17 protein-coding genes are annotated in these 23,506 nt (G+C 41.7%); 5 read left to right on the top strand and 12 right to left on the bottom strand.

Translation table 11 applies throughout. The annotated features are described in order from the left end of the window. Positions 1 to 2: 2 nt before the first annotated feature. The 4 genes from nagK to L5L94_RS01850 all read right to left on the bottom strand — a co-directional run bounded on the left by nagK (position 3) and on the right by L5L94_RS01850 (position 6,482). The gene (nagK, locus tag L5L94_RS01835; protein WP_263160887.1) at positions 3 to 938 is read right to left on the bottom strand and encodes an N-acetylglucosamine kinase; all 936 of its coding nucleotides are present in this window, start codon (positions 936 to 938) and stop codon (positions 3 to 5) included. A 222-nt stretch (positions 939 to 1,160) separates the two neighbouring features. Next, the gene (locus L5L94_RS01840) at positions 1,161 to 3,950 is read right to left on the bottom strand and encodes a family 20 glycosylhydrolase (RefSeq protein WP_263160888.1); all 2,790 of its coding nucleotides are present in this window, start codon (positions 3,948 to 3,950) and stop codon (positions 1,161 to 1,163) included. A 28-nt stretch (positions 3,951 to 3,978) separates the two neighbouring features. Then, positions 3,979 to 5,466 (bottom strand): methyl-accepting chemotaxis protein, encoded by a 1,488-nt coding sequence (locus L5L94_RS01845; RefSeq protein ID WP_263160889.1) that lies wholly within the window; start codon positions 5,464 to 5,466, stop codon positions 3,979 to 3,981. Beyond that, entirely contained in the window at positions 5,466 to 6,482 is a 1,017-nt protein-coding gene (locus tag L5L94_RS01850) for a substrate-binding periplasmic protein (protein WP_263160890.1), read from the bottom strand. Before L5L94_RS01850 ends, L5L94_RS01845 begins: the two co-directional genes overlap by 1 nt. Before the next feature lie 495 nt (positions 6,483 to 6,977). Between L5L94_RS01850 and L5L94_RS01855 the strand changes: the two genes are divergently transcribed. Continuing rightward, a complete protein-coding gene (locus tag L5L94_RS01855; RefSeq protein ID WP_263160891.1) occupies positions 6,978 to 7,895 on the top strand; it encodes a sulfite exporter TauE/SafE family protein in 918 nt (305 codons plus the stop codon). A gap of 14 nt (positions 7,896 to 7,909) precedes the next feature. After that, positions 7,910 to 9,436, top strand: coding sequence for a tryptophan halogenase family protein (locus L5L94_RS01860; protein ID WP_263160892.1), 1,527 nt, complete (start codon positions 7,910 to 7,912; stop codon positions 9,434 to 9,436). 54 nt (positions 9,437 to 9,490) lie between these two features. On the opposite strand, the gene L5L94_RS01865 is transcribed toward L5L94_RS01860, so the two are convergent. The 3 genes from L5L94_RS01865 to L5L94_RS01875 all read right to left on the bottom strand — a co-directional run bounded on the left by L5L94_RS01865 (position 9,491) and on the right by L5L94_RS01875 (position 14,532). Beyond that, complete coding sequence (locus tag L5L94_RS01865; protein ID WP_131525955.1) at positions 9,491 to 11,032, bottom strand: tryptophan halogenase family protein; 1,542 nt, start codon at positions 11,030 to 11,032, stop codon at positions 9,491 to 9,493. A 20-nt stretch (positions 11,033 to 11,052) separates the two neighbouring features. Then, a complete protein-coding gene (locus L5L94_RS01870; RefSeq protein WP_131525954.1) occupies positions 11,053 to 11,757 on the bottom strand; it encodes a SapC family protein in 705 nt (234 codons plus the stop codon). A 96-nt stretch (positions 11,758 to 11,853) separates the two neighbouring features. Further along, positions 11,854 to 14,532: a TonB-dependent receptor gene (locus tag L5L94_RS01875; RefSeq protein ID WP_131525953.1), complete on the bottom strand. Its 2,679-nt coding sequence runs from the start codon at positions 14,530 to 14,532 to the stop codon at positions 11,854 to 11,856. Positions 14,533 to 14,919: 387 nt separating this feature from the next. Between L5L94_RS01875 and L5L94_RS01880 the strand changes: the two genes are divergently transcribed. Beyond that, positions 14,920 to 15,936: a LacI family DNA-binding transcriptional regulator gene (locus tag L5L94_RS01880; protein WP_263160894.1), complete on the top strand. Its 1,017-nt coding sequence runs from the start codon at positions 14,920 to 14,922 to the stop codon at positions 15,934 to 15,936. Positions 15,937 to 15,984: 48 nt separating this feature from the next. On the opposite strand, the gene L5L94_RS01885 is transcribed toward L5L94_RS01880, so the two are convergent. Beyond that, the gene (locus tag L5L94_RS01885) at positions 15,985 to 17,274 is read right to left on the bottom strand and encodes an NAD(P)/FAD-dependent oxidoreductase (RefSeq protein ID WP_105249931.1); all 1,290 of its coding nucleotides are present in this window, start codon (positions 17,272 to 17,274) and stop codon (positions 15,985 to 15,987) included. 196 nt (positions 17,275 to 17,470) lie between these two features. Beyond that, complete coding sequence (gene glnB, locus L5L94_RS01890; protein ID WP_028760911.1) at positions 17,471 to 17,809, bottom strand: nitrogen regulatory protein P-II; 339 nt, start codon at positions 17,807 to 17,809, stop codon at positions 17,471 to 17,473. Between the two features lie 241 nt (positions 17,810 to 18,050). On the opposite strand from glnB, the gene L5L94_RS01895 reads away from it, so the two are divergent. Beyond that, complete coding sequence (locus L5L94_RS01895; protein WP_263160895.1) at positions 18,051 to 18,563, top strand: GspH/FimT family pseudopilin; 513 nt, start codon at positions 18,051 to 18,053, stop codon at positions 18,561 to 18,563. Positions 18,564 to 18,706: 143 nt separating this feature from the next. After that, positions 18,707 to 19,201, top strand: coding sequence for a GspH/FimT family pseudopilin (locus L5L94_RS01900; protein WP_028760913.1), 495 nt, complete (start codon positions 18,707 to 18,709; stop codon positions 19,199 to 19,201). Positions 19,202 to 19,292: 91 nt separating this feature from the next. Here L5L94_RS01900 and L5L94_RS01905 read toward each other — a convergent pair whose 3' ends face one another. Genes L5L94_RS01905 through L5L94_RS01915 form a run of 3 tightly spaced genes read right to left on the bottom strand, consistent with a single transcriptional unit; the run spans position 19,293 to position 23,505 of the window. Then, a complete protein-coding gene (locus L5L94_RS01905; protein WP_113941310.1) occupies positions 19,293 to 19,598 on the bottom strand; it encodes a TapY2 family type IVa secretion system protein in 306 nt (101 codons plus the stop codon). After that, positions 19,595 to 19,987: a type IV pilin protein gene (locus L5L94_RS01910; RefSeq protein ID WP_263160896.1), complete on the bottom strand. Its 393-nt coding sequence runs from the start codon at positions 19,985 to 19,987 to the stop codon at positions 19,595 to 19,597. The genes L5L94_RS01905 and L5L94_RS01910 overlap by 4 nt, the downstream gene beginning before the upstream one ends. Before the next feature lie 11 nt (positions 19,988 to 19,998). Continuing rightward, entirely contained in the window at positions 19,999 to 23,505 is a 3,507-nt protein-coding gene (locus L5L94_RS01915; protein WP_263160897.1) for a pilus assembly protein, read from the bottom strand. Position 23,506: the final 1 nt, after the last annotated feature.

Raw genomic sequence — 23,506 nt, forward strand, 5'->3', positions numbered from 1 at the left:
GTTCAAATACAGGATTTGGCTTCAGTGCCTATGTGCACTGACAACGACTTATTAAATTCTTGCTGGGCGAAATACATAGCACCGAGTTCGGGGGGGGCTAAGGTTTCTGAAATCTTAGCGACGACATCGGCACCGAGCCAAGCTTGTAGAGGCCCTGCAAGACCACCGATCATAGAAAAACGCACCGGATTTAGGCTAAATAACTTACGCGCCATGTCGCTAATATAATCAGCACCTTCTTGTACGATAGCAGTCGCTACCGCGTCACCTTCATTGGCACAATCGAGTACGCTTCTGGCTAATGCGGCGTAGCAACTTGATGATTTACCGGCTAGATTTTCGACAATGCCGAGCGCATCGGTGACACCAAATTCATTCAACAGCATATCGGTTAATCGAGTTGGTACGGCAAAGCCATCGAGTGCTAACAGCACGTGTTCCGCAGCTTTTAATCCAAGCCAAGCACCGCTGCCCTTATCGCCCAATGCAAAACCATAACCACCAATACTCAAGCTGGTATCACCAACATGGGCATAACCGCAAGAGCCAGTACCCGTGATGATCACAGCGCCATCGGCACCGCGGTGGGCACCAATACAAGCCGTATGCAAATCGGTAGTGACATACATGGCTGCAAAAGGATGCTGCCAGTTGATAACATCTTGATATAACCTAGGGACATTTACGCCAGCAAGACCAAGACCCGCCACCAGCAAGTGGCTATCGCTCTCGTTCATACCCGCATCTAGCAACGCCAGGCGAGTCGATGCTTCAATGGATTCAAATGTTTGTGTGAGACCATGCAGTGGATTTGCACGTCCTGCAACACCTGTCCCTAAAACGGTACCGTCTGCGCAGTAGATGGTGGCTCGGCATTTACTACCGCCTCCATCTACACCTATAAACAGTGGTTGATCTTTTGTCTGGACTAACCCCATGACACCCCTCTTCACCTATCAATGCAGCGCTACCGTTGCTTATTATTTGCCGTTAATACAGCGCTCAACTTTAGTTAACTCAATGTTACAGCAAAAATGACAGCGTTGTCATTTACTTTTTTAAGTGATTTATGATCTAAAATCAAATTTAGGCAATCACTGACACAGAAAAACAAAAAGGCTGTATTTTATCTTTAAAATACAGCCAGATATAAAAACGATTTAGTTAACGATTAAACTTCGGCCTTTACGAATACCATCGGCCGCAATGGCACGGATCTCAATCGGTGCAGTGACCGCCAATCCCGCTTGATAAGCTTGCCATTGGCCATTGAGGCTACGGTATTCGAGTTTAAGGCCGGGATAGGCAATATTGGCAAACAGTTTACCGTCACGGATCTCGGCGCCGACCGTCGGTACGCGATAATCAATCCCCGCTTTATCTAGCTTAATAAACTCTTTATGGCCTAAGGTATTTGCAAGTTTTTGCCACTCCTTTGCCTGTGCATCACGCATGGCTAAAGTAAAAGCACCCGAGCTTTGATTATATACAGCACCTTGATATTGATAAGGTACTTCCCATGCCGCTTGATGCCAAGCACGCTCGGCCAACATCAACAAACGCGGGAACACCATATATTCAATCGTATCGTCACTGCGAATCGACTCACTCCAAATCTGCCCTTGCAAGCCAGTAAAAGGCTTGCCTTTCTCCCTTGGACCCGAGACTTTGTTACCCGCCTCATCAAGTTTTATTCTGTCGTCCGCTTCGAACGGCTGATTTTCAATATCGGTCCATTGCTCGGCATTGGCTGCTAAGTTATCAGGCATAAAGCTAAAGACTTTATGGCTGTTGGTCGCACGACTCGCCCAGTAATAACCATGCTCCTTAGGATCGGCCTCATAGGGGAAATCAAAGTACAGCACCTCTGGATTAGAGAGCACGGTTTCCCAACCAAGATTCGCCTGCTGATTGGCGCGCTCATGACCTTTATGGGCAATCACATCCCAAATATTAGACTGCACTTTAGCGGGCATATTCTCAGGGCGAACATGGCTCATGCCATCGCTCCATCCTGCAGCTTCAATGCCTTTTGCCGCTAACATAGTCGAAATTCGTTCAATAAAATAAGCGCCTAAGTCATCTATCGACTTAACGCCTTTATCGTTATTGGCGACAAATGCTAAACACTGGGGTGATTGTTTCCAAGCTCCCGCCGTTTCATCGGCACCAATGTGGTAACGCGTCAATGGTTGACCCGCGGCTTGGTGTAGCTTGGCTATTTCATCAATCACCTTATCGACAAACTGATAGGTCGATTCCATACACACGTTAAGCGTATTGTCGTCGTAATATTGCACTGAAGAATAAACCGTTTTGTCGTTTGCATCGGATAACAAATATTGCTCAGCTGCAGTGGTTTGCCCTTCAGCTTGCAATTGACGCTCGCCCGCATCTAACGCTTTTACCGCTGTGTTAGCTTGATTTGCCGTTTCCTGCACAGGGACAACCTGCACTTTGCCCGTGTTTTGAAGCTCTACGTCTTCAGCCTGTAATCGACGAAAACGCGCATCCATCGCTTTAATCGCGGCGCGGCTATGACCCGGCATATCCATTGATGGGATCACTTGAATTTGACGCGCCTCGGCATATTTCACTATGTCGATATAGTCTTGTTTAGTATAGAAACCATTAACGCTCGACTCCGCAAAAGGACCACTGCCCAGTTGCGGTAACAGACAGGTATTTTCAGCAAGATCATGGCAACGTTTACTGCCGATGTCGGTCAGCTCAGGTAACCCGTCGATTTCTAAACGCCAACCTTCATCGTCAGCCATGTGTAAATGCAGTTTATTGAGCTTATAAGCCGCCATCTGGTCGAGCAAATCCAGCAACAATTGTTTGCTGTGGAAATTACGTGCCACATCAATGTGCATACCACGAAACGGATAACGTGGGCTGTCTTCAATGGTCATCGCATTCACTTTCAGCGAATTCACATCCACAAGGCTTGCTAATGATGACAAACCGTAAGAGAAGCCCGCCGCATCATTGGCAGCAATCACAATTTCAGTTGGCTGAATATCTAAGCGATAACTGCCCTCATCCCCTTTTTGGCTGGCAAATTTCACCGTAATGCCACTCGCAGATTCAGCCACACCTAGGCGAGCTAAACGTACCACCGCCGCCGCAACTTGACGCTTTTGCTCTGGGTTATCATGCTGATATTCGAGCTTAATACCACCAGCAAGGGATACTGGTGTATCGGTTGAATGGATCTTCACCTTTTGTGGCGTTGGGATAATGGTATCCACAGCCAAGGCGGCATCGTCACTCACGCTTCGATTGGCTTTAAATAATTGCGCGGCATCGGCTGGCGCGAGTTTATCCGTTTCAGTGCGTTGATATTGGGTTTTAAAATTCGTAACCCCTTCAACATACGGACGCGTCTCTAAACCCGTTTCGGCATCTTTACCCACTTGAGTGCTGGCGATAATGACGGGCTCTAATCCTTTTGCTGCGAGGTAATAGTTTGGCATAGCGTCGGTTTCAGCCAATTGCCACGGCTCACCACGGAATGTCAGTTGCTTTTTCTCGCCCTTAACAAATCCCTTAAAAGCAGCCGTTGGCGTAATACGATGTAAATCGCCTTTAACGTGCGTTATCGTCAATTCACCGCTTTCAACCGATTGCACTGGGCGCATTTGGCTTAAATAAATTTCCCAATCTTGGCTGGCTAAATCCATACTGGGGACGAAATCAATTTGAGCGACAAAACAGCGACCATCGGCTTTATCTTTTAGGCACTTATCGTCTGGCATATTGGTCACAACACGGTAAGTTACGACTAACGAATCCCCGAGTTGTTGCAACTGCGCTTGAGTTAATGCGTCCTGAACTTGCAGTATTTGAGCCACAGCCTTATCGGCTGACGCTGCGGAAGGCGCCTCGGAACAGGCCGTTAATCCTAAAGCCAGTAAAATGGCGCTTGTTGAAAGTGTTTTTTTCATGATTATCCTTATCTAGCTCCAGAAATGGCTACAATCTGAAGGAAGTTACTAACGTCCGCAGTCTTTCCCCTTGGTGAAACAGTCGCTCGCTCGAGTGCGCTAAGTGCTCGCTATCGAGTGAGGCTGAACCTGAGACATTGGCAAGATCATTTAACGTGCGAGAAATCGCTTCGGTGACGCAGGTTTGCTCCTGTGCCGCATGGGAAACTTCGATGTTCATATTACTGATATTTGAGACTAAATCAGTCACTTTAGTAAGCACTAACTTAATTTCTTCTGAGCGGTTAACGCCCTGAGTTGAGAGGGCTTGGCTCGCTTGCATCACAGTGACCGTTTCGGCCACTCGGCTCTGGACCTGCAGGATCATCTTCTGGATCTCACCAGTTGCCTGTTGGGTTCGGCTCGCCAGCGTACGCACTTCGTCGGCAACAACAGCAAAACCGCGCCCTTGTTCACCCGCCCTCGCCGCTTCAATCGCAGCATTAAGCGCCAGTAAGTTGGTTTGTTCGGCAATGCTGTTGATCACCACGACCACTTCATCAATCTTTTGGGTTTCTTGCTGTAGCTGTGAAACGGACAATGCCGAGCGGGCTAATTCAGATGCCAGTTTACGAGTGATGTCTAATCCCGAATCGAACTGACGCTGACTGTCATCGACCGCTTTATCGGCCTGACTCGCCACGTCCGCGGTGCGCTTGGCATTAATGGCGACTTCGTTAGCACTGGCGCTCAGTTGAGTTACCGCCGTCACTGCGGCCTCGGTTTCTTTTAGTTGGGTTTGCACGCGATCATTATTCGTTTGCGACAGCGACCCCAGCGCTTTAGCATCGCCCAGTAATTGCCCTGAGGTTTCGTGCACTTTGGAAATCGTGCCGTGGATTTGCTCTACAAAACCATTAAATGCCTTAGCAAGCTGACCAATCTCATCCTGACTCTCAACCGGTAATCTGTGGCATAAATCACCGTCACCGCTGGCAATTTCTTCCATGGCGCGAACAATATTATCCAGTGGATTAATCACTAAACGTTTAAGAATAATGAAGATCACAAATAAACTACCACCGAGAATTAACAACGCCTGCAAGAAATAACCTAAGAGTAAATCTGACAACTGAGCGCGAATAGGCAACATAGAAAACTGAATGGCCAATTGGCCCGTTGGGTTGCCTTGATCAGCAAATTGAATTTCACGTTTCACTAGATACTCATCGGCCACTGTTTGAGCCTGTTGACTCTCGGCTAATACTTTACCGCGATGGTCACTCACGACAATATGATAAATTTGCGCAGATTTAAGCATCACAGATAGCACTGCACGGATCTGCTCATAGTCGTAGGTGAAGATGGGCTGCGCCATAGTGACTTGTAAATTGGCGACGGTATTTTCTTCAAACTCAGTTTCACTGGCAGCCAATTTATCGTTCGCCAACCAGTAAGATGCACCGAACAGAACGCTAACAATCATAAAAATTGCTGCCGCTAATCCAATCTGTACTTTTAAGGCTAATGTTTTCATTATTTTGCACCTTGCATACTAAAAAGATCTAACCATAATTCTGTGCGTTCTATTGGTGTTAATGGACTTAAATCAGGTGTATCAAGACGGATAATCACTCGTTGTTCAAACTTAGCCTCACGGTACAGTTGCTCAATTTTAAGCTCGCGATTAAACATCTCATCAAAAGAGCCGTCGCTTACCATACTTTCAAGCCCGGCTAAAATAGCCGCAGCAAGTTCGGGGCGCTTAGGGGAAACAAAGAAATAAGCTGGCGAACGATATTGCAGCAGGATATGGCTATCGATCTTAAGTACGGGATCGGGGTGATTTGCGAGTTCTTCGCCAATTTCCTGGGCGCCGAGGGCAAGATAATCGAAACGCCCGCCTTCTAACATGGGGTATAAATTGATGTACTGATAGCTAGTGACGACGGGTAATCCATTGGCTTCTAAAATCGTGGCATCGGGCCAATAACGATTTTGCCCCGCCTTTAACTGCCTAAAATCTGCCATGGTTTTCACATTAGCAAATCGTGCTTCATCCGATTTACGGATAATCAGCAGCCGATTACCGAGTAACCCTTTAAACAATGGAATGCGCACGGGAAGCACAGTTTCTTCCAATTCTTTTGAGGTCATGCTCCAAAACATGTCTACTGTCCCAGCGAGTGCTTCTTCGACCTTGCGCTTTTGATTCATTTGAGTCGACATTTCTTGCACTTGATAACCCGAATCCGAGCGCCGCAGTGCTTCTTCAAGTAACTTTAGCAACCATTCCTGCTGTATCGCGGTGGTGATTTTTTTTGAAACCTGTGCAGACGATTTAGACACATCAGAATTTGAAGCTAAATTGTTTGTGGCTGTGTCGGTAGCAAATACAGCAAAAGAGGAAGATGCCGAAAAAAACGCTAATGCCATTATAAACAGGGGTATGCAAACCGTTCTTCTTGTCATGATGAGTGCGGTGACATGGCCAATGACACTCGACATGCCAATTGCAATGACACGCATCGCAGCCGTTAAATGAATCGCCATAAATTGCAGCCTCTTTTATTATCTGGTTTATACCAGTGAGTTTTATTTATCTATGCCGCTAACGTTCAAGTGCTGAGGTAGGCAGTTGAGTAATACCGTAAAAACATCCTAAAAAAATGGCTGGGCACTGCTTACAGTACCCAGCCCACGCTAGTTTCTGGGGAGAGACTATCAAAATATCAAAGACAAACGTATCGCCGCCCGACAGCAATACTCCTGCCAAACACATGATAAGGAGACCTCATCCTCTCATGCAGACCTTACAAACAACGCGTCACACAAGCAGATGACAGCGTTGTCATTATTAAAGTACACAAGAAAGAACAGGATTTCTACATTTTTTTGACAATTATTGTTATTTTTTATGAAAAGACATAATTAATGCTAATTTTTCATATACTTAAAATGTTTATTTTATTTATTCAAGCTTATGTGACAACGCTGTCTTTCATTGATAACATAGCGATAACATGACAAAGATCACGGTAGCTATTGATGAATCCCATTAACACACTTGTGCCCAATAATACCCAGCCTGCTCCGCGCTTAAATCGGTATTACCTAAACCTCAGTTTGGTATTACTACTCTGTGGAGCTTGGTTATTTTGGGCGAACCATTTTCATTCGCTATTTGATCTTATCCAAGAATATGGACGCTTCGTTTTTCTAGGCATCACAGGAGCGATATTTGCAAACTCGACGGGAGCTGGCGGTGGCGTCATCTTTATTCCGGTATTTTCGAGCCTCAACTTTAGTGAGTCTCAAAGTGTCTCGACTTCATTTATGATCCAATGCTTTGGCATGACAGCAGGCGCAATTTCATGGTCACTGCATTATAAAAAGCACCATCGAGAAGATGATGCATGGTCTGGTTTTGTAAAAGCATCATTACTTGCAGCCTTCTTTTCTGTCTTAGGTTTCTGGAGTAGCCAATTACTACAACTCAATTCGCCCTCTTCGCTACACACAAGTTTCAGCATCTTCTCGATTGTACTCGGTATCGCCATCGTTATTAGTAGCAAAAGTAGCACGCCAATAACTCGCGCTATAAGGCCTGTCGATTTTCTTTGGCTCGCTCTCATAGGCTATTTCGGCGGCATTATCACAGCTTGGTTATCGGTAGGCGTCGGTGAATTAGTCGTCATTTATCTGATGTTACGGGGACTATGCGCTAAAATGGCGGTCGCCACCGGCGTTGTTGTCTCTGCGATTACCGTTTGGTCGGCAAGCCCTATCCATATTTTTTCAACAAATAGCCATGCCCTCTTTGAGCTAGTTTTATTCTCAGGCCCAGGCGCCATTATCGGAGGATTACTCGCTCGTAAATTAGCACTCTTTCTCCCAGTAAAAGTATTAAAACTCTTTTTCTCCATTTGGATCATTTTGACGGGTAGCGTCATGTTGGCGAGTTAATAGGAAACATTAAGATGAATAATTCTCCGCTAAAAAGTATCACGATTGTCGGTGGCGGTAGCACAGGCTGGATGACGGCTCTCTACTTGAGTAAGTTATATAACCACTCATCTAATATCATAGATATTAGACTTATCGAAAGTAAAGAAATTGGTATTATTGGCGTTGGCGAAGCTACCGTTCATAGTCTACGATTCTTCTTTGCAGCTATGGGATTAGATGAAAATGAGCTACTTAGAGAAACAAACGCAACATTAAAGACCGGCATATTATTTCGTAACTGGATGAAAGCAGTAGATGGTAAAATGCATGAATATTTCCATCCATTTGAGCAACAAAAACCATCTGGAAAAATTGATAATGCAAGTGCTTGGATTTTAAATAATCAGATTAATGAATCAAACAGCACTCCCTTTGCTGAAGCAACAAGTCTTTCATTTAGCTTAATGCAAAATAACTTAAGCCCTAAAACGCAATACTTGAACCAATATCAAGGTATTGTCCCCTATGGTTACCACTTAGACGCGACGCTCATGGCGGCCTTTTTAAAGCGTAAAGCCACCCAAGCAGGTGTAGAGCATGTAGAAGCAAATGTAACGGACGTTCTGGTTAATGATGGCAACATCACTGAGGTTGTAACTGACCTAGGCTCATTCAAGAGCGACATATTTATCGACTGCACAGGCTTTAAAGGGCTTTTAATTCAAAGCCTAAAGAATGATAACTGGCAATCATTCGAAACAGAATTACCTTGCAATAAAGCCGTTGCAATGCAGCGGGAATATCTGCCTCACCAGCTACCAAGAGCTTATACGACAGCAACAGCGCTTAGTCATGGTTGGGCTTGGGAAATTGACCTAACGAATCGTCAAGGAACGGGTTATGTCTACGATGGCAATAGTCTAACGAGGGAACAGGCTGAGGCTGAATTAAAAGCTTATCTTGGCGATGAACAAGAGATCATAAGAACTGTTCACTTAGATATGAAGATAGGTTGTAGACGTGAATTTTGGGTTGGAAATTGTATTGCAATGGGTCTCGCAGGTGGATTTATTGAACCCTTAGAATCGACAGGCTTGCATCTTATAAACTTAGGTGCAAGATTGCTAGCGACGCATTTAACGTCATCAAATCCCTCCCAAGCAATAAGGACGTCATATAATACCGCAATGAACGGCTTGTATACCGATCTTAGACAGTTTATCGTACTTCATTACTGCTTAACTGATAGAGATGAAAATGAATTTTGGCAAAAAGCAGCACAAAGCTCAGCATTCATCCCTGCTCTAGAACAAAAAATGACACTATGGAAAGACAAAGTTTGTGAGTATGTCGATCTTGCCAATGGATATAGTTCAGTTTTTACAGATGAGAATTATCGCTACGTACTTTATGGTATGCAGCATATTCCTGAAATTCATATACCTTGTCCCCAAAATGAAATATCAAGAATACTCGACAACTTAAAAACACAACAGTTTAGAGCAAAAGAGCAATCTTTATCACATCAAGAATTCTTAGCGAAAATAAAAAATATTTAAAATAATAAAGAGCAAGATTAAAAATCTTGCTCTACTTACCATTTAATTCAACCATTAATTAAGTTGGATGCCATACAACTTGATACGTTCAATTAACTCTCTATGGGGTAATAATTGCGATTTGAGTAATGTAACCTGCTTGCCTAATTTCTCGGTCATTACCGTGAAAAGCCTTTCCTCTTCATCATTTAATTTCCTCTCTAATTTTGACTCAAAGTCTGAGCCATAGAGTACATATAAATAATTTTCTAAATTGAAAAATTCTAGCGTAGAAGTAAAGTCATAGGCAGTCGGTATGTGATAGCGCCACAATTCTAAATGTTCTTTTAATGTGTCTGGAATACTTATTTCATTTTTATTATCAACCCAAAATGGCGTATCCATTCGTTTAGCGATGACATAATGAAGTTTAATAAAATCAATCACCCGATTCCAAGCATTCGATACGCGCTGATTATAACGATTAGCCACAAGTGGCATAACGTCAGTATTAGCAGGAAAACATTCGGCTAACATTCTGGCTGTCGCATCAAACATAAGCAGACCAGTCGCTTCTAGAGGTTCAACAAAACCACTCGACAAACCAATCGCCACACAGTTACCTTGCCACGATTTCTCTCTATACCCCACCTTCATCGGTATGTGTCGAAACGAGACGTGTTCTGCTGCTTTACCAAGATATTCCCGCAATACACTCTCAGCTTGCTCTATTGATGAATATTGACTGGAATACACATAACCAACACCACGACGTTCAGACAAACCGATATCCCATATCCAGCCAGCCTCTTGTGCTGTTGATTTAGTGAAACAAGGGATAGGCGTATATTTATCTTCATAAGGAAGCTGCACAACTAATGCTGAGTCGACAAACAAGATGTCACTCTTATCAACGAAGGGAACTTTACATGCATCTCCAATGAGTTGAGCACTAAATCCTGTACAATCAACATACAAGTCCACATTCAATACACCAGCATTATCAGTATGTAACTCTAAGATATGTCCCAGAGCGTCCATTTTTGTATCAATGACTTCTGCAAGAAGATGTTTAACGCCTAACTGTTCAACACCAAATTTGGTTAACATCTTGGTAAACTTTGCAGCATCGAGATGATACGCGTAATGCATAGCACCTCGATATTGAGGCTGTGTCATCACTTTAGGTCCAAGTCCCGCATCAATCAAATGACCTTGAACTGACACAAGATCAGCGTAGCGGCCTCTATCTGAAAGAGATTTATTAAGCCAAGTTGAAGTAACGTCTTTAAAGTAGGGATAATCAAATAAATGGTGATAGTACTCCCCTGAATTGGGTTTATTCCAATCAATGAATTTAACACTCTGCTTAAATGTTACGTCACAGCAACGAATAAACTCATCTTCTCGAATACCAAAATACTTTAATGTTTCGCGTAACATAGGTACAGTCCCTTCACCAACACCGATAGTGGGAATATTCGGGGACTCAACTAACATAACTTGTACTTTAGGTGTTCTAACATTCAACTTTTTAGCTAAATGGCAGGCAGAAATCCAACCTGCAGTTCCGCCACCAACAATGACGACACTCTTTATTTCTTTTCTTGAAGTCATGATCTATGCCTGCTGATTACTTAAACGCTCAACTCGATTTCTTCTTTCGCTAGGCGATTAATTTGATGCAATGAGTTCAAATGGCTGTAAATCGGCGCTAAAAGGCCCCGTTGCTTGATATCTAAGAACTCATCTGAGTTGAGTTGATTTAACTTAGCTTCGTCGATGAAATAGATACCATTTATGCCGCGTTTTTCGCCTTTAATGTCAACAGTAAGACTTTGGGGAGAAAATAATTCTTTTTGTGCCAAAAATGCAATAATTGCCTTACTCATTTGCTCTTGTTCGAAGTTTTTTATAATACTGTCTTTACGCAATCTTAAAAACGCAGTTTCCTCTCCACCTTCAAACAATGCATTTCCCTTATCAGTGCTCACATGGGCGCTTTCTTCTCGTATCCCCACCCATACTTTATCCTGCTGTTCAGCACTCAACATTAAACCAAACGGATAGTTTTTAAGTATATTTGGAATATACAGCCCTAACCATTTGCCATCTTTTTGCTTCAAATTCTGTCCAGGTTTTAATCCAAGCATAATTACGGACTGATATTCTCCTGTTTCACTATGTTTAACAAAAACAACAGGAGCATCTACAGCAGCAAAGGCAAACTCATAAATTGAAATGGGTAGTAAGTGTTGCGCAGCAACATGTTCATAAGTGGTAGGAGTCACTTTCAGGTGCGCATGTTTTGCTGAGTCAAGTGGGGTGATTGAATTAGTCATATGAGCTCCTTGAGGGCTTCTTCTGATTGAATATTATTGAGATATAAAAAAAGGGAGCAAGCTCCCTCTTTCATTTATACATGAGTTAAATCGAGATTAGAATCGTACGCTAGCGCCTAATGTAATTCGGCGGGCCATGTTGTATTCAAATACAGGGAAGCCATCCGTAAAACCACTTAGATTAGATTGGAACTGATTGTTACCAAACTGACGTGAACCTTCTTCTAACAGGTTATTACCATCAAGTTTAATATCCATATAATCAGTAACATGCCAAATTGCACTCAAGTCCAAGCTACCAAATGCATCGTGTAAACGATTACCGTATGAACCAGTTTCACGGATCATATATTCACTACGCCAGTTATATGCTAAACGAACTTGGAACAAATCGTTTTCAAAATAACCAGTTAAGTTATATGAGTGCTTTGAACTATCGCTTAAGAACGGGTTGCGATCTGTATATGTATTTGGGCTAGTTTCACTATCAGTATAAGTGTAGTTAACAATTGAGCCGAAGCCGTTCCCAAAGTCTTGTTGATATTGCAGCTCTAAACCTTGGATTGTCGCCGATTCGCCATTGGCTTTCTCTTGCACAGTCCAACCACCAGCAACTTCATCAGGTTTTAACGTGCCAGTAAATGGGATATCGGCGCTATCTGCATGGTACTCACTAAAGGTTACGAAGTTTTTAACATCCTTCATAAACAAAGCCGCAGAAAGTAATGACTCTTCATTGAAATACCATTCAATGCCTAAGTCTATTTGATTAGCAATAAATGGTTTTAACCCGATATTACCAACAACCCATTTTTGGTTATTAGGCACATCATCATTTGCACCTAAAACGTTAGGGTTAACATACATGTCATCATACTGTGGACGAGCCATAACTCGAGCCGCTGATGCGCGCAATATGAGATCAGGTGCTAAGTCGAATGCTACGTTTAAGCTTGGTAACCATTCCCCATAATTAGCTGAAGCATCGGCTTTCTTACCATCAACATAGTACGTTGAGGTCGCTTCAGTACCCGCATAACGCACACCAAAGTTACCGCGTACACCTTCTGATGCAAAGTTAGCCATCACATAAGCAGCATAGTTATCTTCATCAATTTCACGGTATGAACCAAAATCTTCAGTCTCACCGATGATGCTCGATTTAGCCCAATCTTTTAGTGCATCTGGATCAAAACGAATAATATCGTATTCACTCGTACCTACAGCAAAAGTACCAGTATTTAAGCCTGCTGTTGATATGACAGGATTAAAGTCATCGGCTTGTACAAAGTCAAAACGTCGACTAGTTGTATTATGCTTCGCATATTTCAGACCCGTTTTAATGGCATTAACCACACCTAGATCTACATCAAACTTAATATCTGCTTGAATATAAGTTTCATCATCTGTTTTTGGTGTTTTATTAAAGTTACTGCCAGTACCCATTGCAAGCGAACCTGGATCATAAGTGGCTGTATCAAAACCATTTAAATCCCAAGTTTGATGACCATTGGTAAAGTCGTAAGTCGCACCATTTAATGCTGTACCACCCAGACCATCTTCAACAACCATTTCAAAATCGGTACCACCAGTAGAACTTGTATCACCGATTTGAGTCGTAAACTGGTATCCATCACCGCTATATTCCATCTTCAAGTCGAAAACTTGAGACTTCATTGTCGCTTCACGAGGACGAGCTTGCCAATATGCTAAGTTAACAGGGCCTGCAACTTGAGAACCTGACTGTGATGCATCTGGCTTATCACCACCACATAAACCGCAGCCACCAATCCATTCCGTGTTATCCCAAGCACCAGAACCTGGAGCTCCTGACCATGAAGTGTCAGCTTGCGTAAACCATAATGCGTAGTTGGTGTTGTCCGCGGCCATTTGCATGTCCATCGCGTTAAACACAAAGTTTAATGAATCAGACGGGGCATACTGGAATGTTGCAGCAATAGCTGAACGTTCGCGCTCTTGTTCAAATGCGACAGGGCCAGCACCCCATTCCCAAAACGCTTCATCGCCTTGACGCTGCAAGCTACGATTTTGCATAACGCCAGAAACTAATACACCAAAAGTTTCATCATCATTCTTCCAGCTACCTAAGCCTGAAAATTGTGGATCTGTTTCACCCGAATCGCTTTGATATTGAGCTTCAGCAGAAGCAAAGAAAGTCATTGAATCCATATCCAATGGCTTACGGGTATTAACTACAACAGTACCACCCACACCACCTTCAGCTAAGTCCGCTTGAGATGATTTATAGACTTCTAAGTTACCAACTAATTCAGATGGTAATAATTCATAGTTAAATGAACGTTTTGCAGGCTCAAGAACAAACCAACCTGTTGAAGCTACGTTTTGTCCATTCAGAGTTGTCAAAGTCAGATCTTGACCCGCACCACGAATTGAAACACCCGCGCCTTCACCAAATTGACGCTGGATCGTGACACCAGGAATACGTTGCAGAGATTCTGCAACGTTTTTATCCGGAAATTTGCCAATGTCTTCAGCAGTAATCGCATCCACAGTACTGTCTGAGAAGCGTTTAGCATTTAAGTTAGCTTGCTGGGAAGCGCGAATACCGCGAACTTCAATTTTTTCAATATTTTCAGGTGCTGCGGTGGTTGCCACGGCGTCTGCAGCAACAGCGCTGATGGATACAGCACTACCAAGTAGGATAGCAATATTTGTAGCTAGTACGGTTTTCTTAAAGGTTGATGGTCGCATCTCGTTTCCCTTCCATAACTTTATTATCGTTTTAGTATTCATAACCATTCCCCGCGGAATGACAACGCTGTCATGTCTAGTGCAAACATTACACAATAATTAACAGCCTTGCCACAACAAAATAACGATGGAAGCAAAAAAATGTCATAAAGCAGAATTTTGAATCAGTAGTTTTATTAAAAACCATTATAAAACATGAGCTTTAATATTATGACGTAAATTTACAACTCCCAGCATAATTGTAACAATGATAAATTAACGCCAATTTGTAACAATTCAGGATTGCTAAGCACATCAAAAGCTCGCACTATAAGATGTATAAGTCAGAAAAAAATGATAAAAAATGTAAGCTTGTAAATTGCTGGTAAAGAATTTACGTTCATAGAACAGTTAACCCCTCGCGACCTTAGACAAAGAGTTTTTACATCAATGAAAGTCACTATCAACGACGTAGCTAAATATGCTGGAGTGTCTATCAAGACAGTATCCCGTGTAACCAATAACGAACCTTCAGTGAAGCAGGCCACCGTTGACAAAGTGAACGAGGCGATAAAAGCACTTAACTACCAACCTAATTTAGCAGCAAGAAATCTAGCAGGAACTAAATCCTATGCTATTGGTTTTATTTACGATAATCCAAACGCTTACTATATTATTGATATGCAAAATGGGATCTTGTCAGCCTGCAAAGACAAGGGCTATGAACTTGTCATTCACCCTTGCAATGCCAAATCAGAGACCATATGTGATGAGCTTACAGCACTAGTCAAATATTCTAGGCTCGCTGGATTAGTACTGACACCTCCCTTGTCAGAAGATCCTAAAGTACTCAAAGCACTCACTGAAATTGATGCTAACTATGTGCGCATTATTGCGGGAGAAAAGGACAACGATCAGAATGGGTTGACTATTTTAGTCAACGATAAATTTGGTGCAGTTCAAATCACCCAGCATCTGATTGATTTAGGCCACAAGCATATCGCTTTTTTAAGCGGAGATTTACACCATGAATCCACCAAAGAGCGATTACTTGGTTTTAAACAGGCATTAACAATAAATAACCTAAAGCTGAATGAAAACTACATAATTGAAGGGAAGTACTCATTTGAGTCCGGTGTTGATGGTGCTAACAAGCTCATCAAACTAAAAAATCGCCCGACGGCAATTGTTGCTTGTAACGATGAAATTGCCGCTGGTGCACTTTTTGCGGCTCGTTTAGCGGGTTTAGACATACCCGTTGATTTATCAATTGTCGGTTTCGAAGATAGCCCATTCTCACGTCAAACCTGGCCTAAACTCACCACTGTACATCAGCCAAACGCAGAAATAGCTCAGGTTGCTACTGAATTATTAATAGCAAAACGTCGCGAGCAAGATGCCATATATTCTAAAACCTTTACACCAGAACCTATCATTCGTGACTCGTCGGCAATTCCTAAACAATAAAAAAGAGAGCATATTTGCTCTCTTTCTATCTCCCAAATCACATAGAAATCAATGTAATTTGAGCTTCGGACGCTGCCACTTCAATAACTTTTGTGCCACTCGATACACAATTGCCGAAAACCAACCATAAAGGCTGGCTAAATGCCTCTGATACAAAGAGATATACATCAATCTTGCTATATGGCCTTCAACAAAGAAAGTACCAGAGCGTAGGTTCCCCATTAAATTGCCTACAGCAGAGAAGCGGCTTAAAGACACTAATGAGCCGTAATCTTTATAAATAAAGGCCTTTTCAGGCTTACCTTGTAATCGATTAACGATATTATCAAACAAGGTATCAGCCATCTGAGCTGCTGCTTGCGCCCTTGGTGGAACAGGCTGGCCAGAACTTTGGATCAATAGAGCGCAATCGCCAAGGGCGTAGATATCTTGATGACCTTTAACTCGCATACAATCATCAACTTCTACCTGATTTCGCGGAGTAATGGGCAATTTTGCAAAATGCTGAAATGCTTTTGGCCCTTTTACACCGGCAGCCCATACTTTTAAGCCTGCTTTAATCACATCGCCATCTTGGGTAATGAAACCATCACGAGTCACTTCTTTAACTTGAACACCGATATGTAAACGTATACCAATCTGATCAAGAACAGCTTGAGCTCTAGCGCTTACACGCTCTGGTAATTGAGGAAGGATTTTGGGTGACGCTTCAATCAAATGCACATCAAGATGATGCTTAGCGATATTCAGATAGCCGTACTCTTTAACAGACTCAATTACATGATGAAGCTCTGCTGCCAATTCAACACCTGTCGCACCCGCACCGACAATACCAATGCTGACTCTTTCTTGCGTTTCATTTAATTGGAGTAAAGCGTCGAGTAATTTATGATGAAATAAATTGGCATTTTCAAGGCTGTCTAAGAAAATACAATGCTCATCAGCACCTAATGTATTGAAACTATTAGAAACTCCACCCAATGCAAGCACTAAAAAATCATAATTGATTTGTCGCTGCTCTAGGAGCAACTCGCCTTCATCATTATAAACTGCAGCTAACTGAATCGATTTAGCATCCGGCTCACACTGCTCTATCTCACCACGAATATAGCGATAACCGTTTTTAAGTCCATGATCGCGATAGAGTAAACCTTCAATAGATTGATCTATCACACCAACAGCGACTTCGTGTAATTTAGGCTTCCATATATGAATAGGACTTTTATCAATTAAGCACACATCGACGACATCACTACCGCCCCATTTACGGCCCAACTTCGATGCAAGCGCTAAACCAGCAGCACCACCACCCACGATCACTATTCTTTTTGTAGCCAAAATGACAACCTCATAAAACTCATTTGCGAGGCTAAGTTATACCATGTTACAGATAAGAGATAACTACATTAGTTGAGTAAAACAGGCTATTTTCCATTAAAGATATTTCAGAAACCCAGCAGTACTATTTTGTTTCTCCATATGCTTAGGCAACAAAAAAGGGCCTCTAGGCCCTTTAGAATCGTTCGTAAGCAGTTTATACCGCTTCTTCGTTTTCTTCACCCGTTCGAATACGGATAACACGTTCAACATCAGTGACAAAAATTTTACCATCACCAATTTTGCCTGTGCGGGCCGTTTCAACAATGACATCAATTGCTTGGTCGAGCAGATCGTCTTGGATCACTAACTCTATTTTTACTTTTGGCAGAAAATCCACCATGTATTCAGCACCACGATACAACTCTGTATGCCCTTTCTGACGACCAAAACCCTTAACCTCCAGTACCGTCATCCCAGTTATACCAATTTCTGCAAGTGATTCGCGCACATCATCTAACTTAAATGGCTTAATAATGGCTTCAACTTTTTTCATTAAAAATTCCTCATCCCTTGCAATAACATAAACAAACAGAATAACACTAGCTTACACGGGGTTACGTCAATATTGAAGTGAATGTAGTGCTTTACTCATAAAACACAGTTTCTATAAAATCGCTTTTAGCACATAAAAGTCTAAAAAAAGTACTATGAATTTTGCCTCAGATTTTATACTTACATTCTAGCTAGCACTAACTCGCTCGCGGGATGCAAGCGTAAAATAACAAGGATCTGTTATGAACTTCCATCGAAAAGGCTTTAGCCTGATAGAACTTATCACTACGATATCGATTTCAACAATCTTGTTAACAGTTGGAGCTCCTTCCTTGACCGAGCTCAGCGATCAGATAAGAGCTGATACCAATATTAAAACTATCCAGCAGACACTTCAATTTGCGCGAAATACAGCTGTTAGTTATGGTTATAGGGTCACAGTATGCCCACTCGTAAATGGAAAATGCACTCAAGATTGGCAAAAGGGATTAACAATTTTCATTGATACAGGTGTAGTCGAAAGCTTCGATGCTAACGATAAAATTATTAGGGTCATTGATGAATTCGATTCGAAAGATTTTTTAACATACAATAAAAGTTCGATAAAATTTCAACCTGATGGGTTAGCTTCTGGAAGTAATGGTACTTTCAAGTATTGCCCACGAACAATTGATAGCAAAAACTCCCGTGCAATCGTTGTTAATCAGGCGGGTAGAGTTCGCCTTTCTACCGCAAAGAATATCAATTGCGATTAAATTTAAATATATACTCCCTATTTAAATTTAATTATATAAAAGCAAGAAAATCAATTTATTGGGTATATTGAAAATATAGAATAGATACTGATCATTAGAGTCTCCTCGCATATACTTAGCTAAGTTTTAACGAGGATAGCTACATGTTAATTATTTCAAGAGGATTTACCTTAGTCGAACTGATGGTCACAATTGCCGTAGCAGCAATCCTACTAGCCATAGGGGTTCCATCACTTACGTCGCTATACGAAGGGACACGCAGCGCTAATGAAATACGAAAAATTAGTGATGTGTTTGCTTTTGCAAGAAACCAAGCTGTCAACTATGGTGCAACAGTAACAGTCTGCCCATACGCGGCATCACCATGCGGCACAGACTGGAATAAGGGGTTCAGTGTATATATTGACAATGGAGGTGCCAAGAATGTATTGAAAGTGATCGATAGTTTCAATACACACGATGTAATTTCCCTATCAGGGCCCGCCGATAAAAAAATTGATTTTACACCCGATGGTTTAGTCTCAGTTGAAACATCAATTATCTATTGTTCAAATGGGCAAAGTGACAATTCTAAAAGCATCAACATTAGCACTTCAGGTTTAATAAAAGAGGGCGCAGATGGGAAAAGCTGCACATAAACTATGGGAGACTAAATCTACCGTTCACTACCCTAAAATAATATTATCCTTAAATCGTTCGTTGTTAACATTTAAAAATACATGCTGATGTTTATCTAGGTGTTAACTTATCCAAAACTTGCGCCTTAGTATTAGTAAATTCAGCGTTTAATGCGACACACTCCTCAACACTATAGATGTAATATTTCGATCCATCATTTGATTGGCGAGTAGTACCAACAAGGCTAGCCATTCTCACATTCATTTCACTACTCTTCCAATGATAGAAGGCAATCTCAGCACTTTTCTTTGATGTAATGTAGCATTTGAAGTCTTGTTCGCTGACTGTTGCTCCAGAGTCAGCCCAAACTAAGCTTGGTAAGAAAGCCACCGTTATAAAGAGGTTTATTAATTTCATTTCCAACACTCCGCACTCGGACCTTTTGCCCCAGTATCTGATATTGTTAAAGGAGAGCACGAGGCATCACGGCTAGCCTGAACCCCTTGAGCAACTGCCTTAATCGTAAAGCTTGATGCACCACTTGATGATACAGAGTAATGTTTGTGTTCAGTTATATAAGGGTTGCCCCCTACAAGTTTTGTTAAATCAGTAGCATATTTTTTATTATCGAGATAATACTGTTCCTGCAAGTTTGCTATACGCATCAAAGCAGCTAACCCTTCTGATCTTGCACTCTGAGCAATGTACTGCGTATAAGAAGGGTATGCAATCGATGCCAAAATACCAATGATCACGACGGCGATCATCACCTCTATCAGGGTAAAACCTTTAAGTTGAACCTTCATAAATTAATAACTCATTCATTTATATGATAATAAATTTTATTAACACCTAACCCAGAAGCAACGTTGATTGTTCCTGTATAATCCCCATTTTCATTTTTCTCACCTTTACCAACTCCAATAATATAGATATAGGGATCTTTACCGGATTCAGGTGCAGGAATAACAATCTGCGGTGTATCCGGTACACGTTCACCCAGTTCATAATATAATTGAGAAAAGGATCTCGTTCCTTTGTGCAGATCGAACGGATATAATTTGCCAGAACCAGACACCAAACACACGTTATCGGCAACCGAGTCTGCAGGGGGAGAATAAGAAGTGAAATAAACTTTGCCTTGGACAATCAAGGCAGCTGTTAAACTCTTTTCACCTAGACCACTAAAATCATAGAACCAGCCGAGTTTTTTACCGAAACTTATGTTGTCGGCTTCAGACGCAGGTGCATTAGAAGTCACATCATAGAGATCATTGATTGTGATCGCCTCGGGAATATCACCGCCAGTAAAACTCTTAGTCACCACATTACGATCTTGCAATGTAAAAAACATATCATTGATATCAGTAGATGATGGGTGGGGTCGCGTTCCACTTCCAATCACCACCGCATCATAGGGAACATTTTGATAAGTTTTAGTCGTAGTAGTACCACTCTCTGTTGTCACCTTAACTTCGGATAAATTAGTAAACATCGTTTGTGCTACAACAGGTTCTGCATAAAAACGACGATTATTACTATCAGTACCACCTAAAGAAGCAAATTTAAATGCACTCCAACTCGACTTACTTGCACTTGGAAGATCAATGCGCCAGACATTTGCACCGACATCGGAGGCATAAATCCTATCTGTATACCCATCATTATTACTATCAAGTACGGCGACTGAGTTTGGAATGCTATCCTGAATACCCGAAAGTACTGTTGCACCCGATGCAGAGCCACCAAATGAATGAATCAAAGTTCCCTTCTCTGCATCGACAATATAAACCGCACGACCGACCGGAGAAGATGAAGGAGTTGCATCAAAACTAACATCGTAGCCACCACCAAAAATGAGTACAGGCTTTTCATAACCAACGATTTTCGTCACTATAGGCTCAGACCATGTTTGTCCAAGATCAGAAAAACCATCCGTTGATGGATTAATAGTCCACATTAGAGAAGGGCTATCAGGGTTTGTCACATTGAGGGCATAATAAGACGAGCCACCTCGACGCATCCCCATATAGACCCATGCTTTAATCACTTTACCCTCAGCATCAGTTTCTGTGTAAGCAACTGGAGATGAATCCATTCCGTATACTGTGTGTACACCTGAAGGATCATTACTTCTCAGTTCTGTTAAATTAGGCAATAACTCATAGGGAATAAAGCCCCAAGTCTCTGATACAGATTCGCCCGCATCTTTAAACATATGCACAACACCTTGATTAGTGCCAAGCATGATACGAATATCAGTCGCGCTTTTTGTGCCGAAATTGAGTGCAAGTGGCTTAGAATGAAGAGGATCACCCATAACATCATTACGTTTATCTGTCGTACTACCATCTTTATTATCGTCGTCGACATCTATCCCATTAAGCCAATTTAACGTATTAGCAAGCTCATCTACGCTAGTTCTCATATAGCTAGCTAGCGCAGCATCACCGCCTGCTGCAGTTTGTGCATTAGCAAGTGTTAAAGGCGTTAAACTGGAGGCCCCATTTAAGTTACTTACAATATTCCTAACTTCTTGCTTTCTGATTTGTGCCGCGACTCCGCCGACTTCAACTTTATTCCCATCCTTTTGCGCAACACAATCCGACCATATAGTACAGGCACCATCTTTAATATTGCCGTTATCTGCTATAGCTGCATTCCCTTTACTATCAACCAATGTTCCATCTGCGGTTACTTTTAATTTTTTTAAATTACCGCTCCAACGAGGTCCTTTGCCTGGGAGAAACATAGCGTAATAAGCGGCATCAAATGTCTGAGTCCTATCAAAATTATTACTAGCAATACTTGGAGATGTAAAACTTGAATCAATATTCAAAATATTTGATAACGCATCATTAAGTGCATTCTGTAGTTCAAGACTGTTCTGAGCAGCAAAATATAAACCACCACCTCTTTTAGCCGTCTCAGCAAGTAAAGGTGCGGCATCTTCTGCACCTTTACTAAAACCAATAGTATAAGTACGAACATTCTGCATTTGTTCAGTATTTGAACTGTCCAATTTGTTAATTAAGTCGTTATTAAACATATAACTAGCTAATGCGGGCAAATAGCTTGCTGTATCTAGATTTTTAGAAAATGAAGAGTAATCCCCTTCCTTACTTCCAGTGGCAGTTAAACTAATAACGTCATTATTCGCATTTTTATCAACTGTTGGAGAGCCATCAGTGACATAGATAACATAAGCAATATCCGTACATACTTTAAATGGACTTGCGTAGTTACCACTCTTCTCCACTGAACTATCATACGGGGGTTTATTTCCTACATACGAGCCATAATCAGTATCACTATGACCATATTTAACGCCCTTACCTGCAAAGTAACGGTAAGCTTCATACATAGTCTCACATAGTGGTGTATTTGTTTTTGCTGGCAAACTATCAATAGTAGATAATAAACTAGCACGCGTACTATCCGTCATCTGAGTAATGCCAGATACAATTCGACCACCGTCTCGATTACCTTCATTTGGATAATTATAATTAAATACAGCAAGTCCAAAATCCACTGTTGGAGTTGAACTAATAATATTAGAAATCGCTTTCTTCGCAATTTCTAGTCTTGAAATTTTTACCGTTGGTAATTTTCCCACTTTAGATAATCCGTACCATCTTAGGTAATTATCAGTGTACAAGGTAATAGGTTGTCCAACACCAAAGTCAGTATTATTTGCTGCGGCTAAAGCATTGGTCCAAGTTGTTCCTGGTAGTGAGGAAGTAAAATATGGATACGCTTTCTTTTTACTACCTGACCCCGTTGTTACCCCGTTAGCAGGAAATCCATTAGGATATGATGATGAATTACTCGGATTTATTTGAGAAATATCTTCCCAACAATCAATTACTTTTATTGCTGTACCGTTTGTTTCAGGTAGTTCTTTCCAAACACCAGTAGTACCACTTGATGTGAACTCTCTTATATACCCAGTAAAACGACCAAACTCTGCTAATGCAGCTTTGCTTTGACTACATCCATTTAAACTAGCTTTAAAATTACGCTTATCAGAGCTAGTATCAGGGGTGGGTAATCCTCCACCGCCAACAGCATAATAAATAAGAGTATCACTATACCCAGAACCACTTACGGCTGGGTAGTCATAGTTAGGGTCATAATCTACAACCTGAGTAATTTCTTCAGTCGACATACTTCCTGAGTTATCAAATATAACGAGCACTTTAGGTCTTGCGCCCGTTCGAGTTGTTGATTCTTTTACATATAACTCAGTATCGTCACTAAAGGAGAAAGCCGACACAAAAGTCAGCGCAAGTAGTATAGAACAAGCCAGCTTTTTAATAATCATA

The organism is Shewanella sp. SM21, from assembly GCF_025654335.1.
Classification (GTDB): Bacteria; Pseudomonadota; Gammaproteobacteria; order Enterobacterales; family Shewanellaceae; genus Shewanella; species Shewanella oncorhynchi.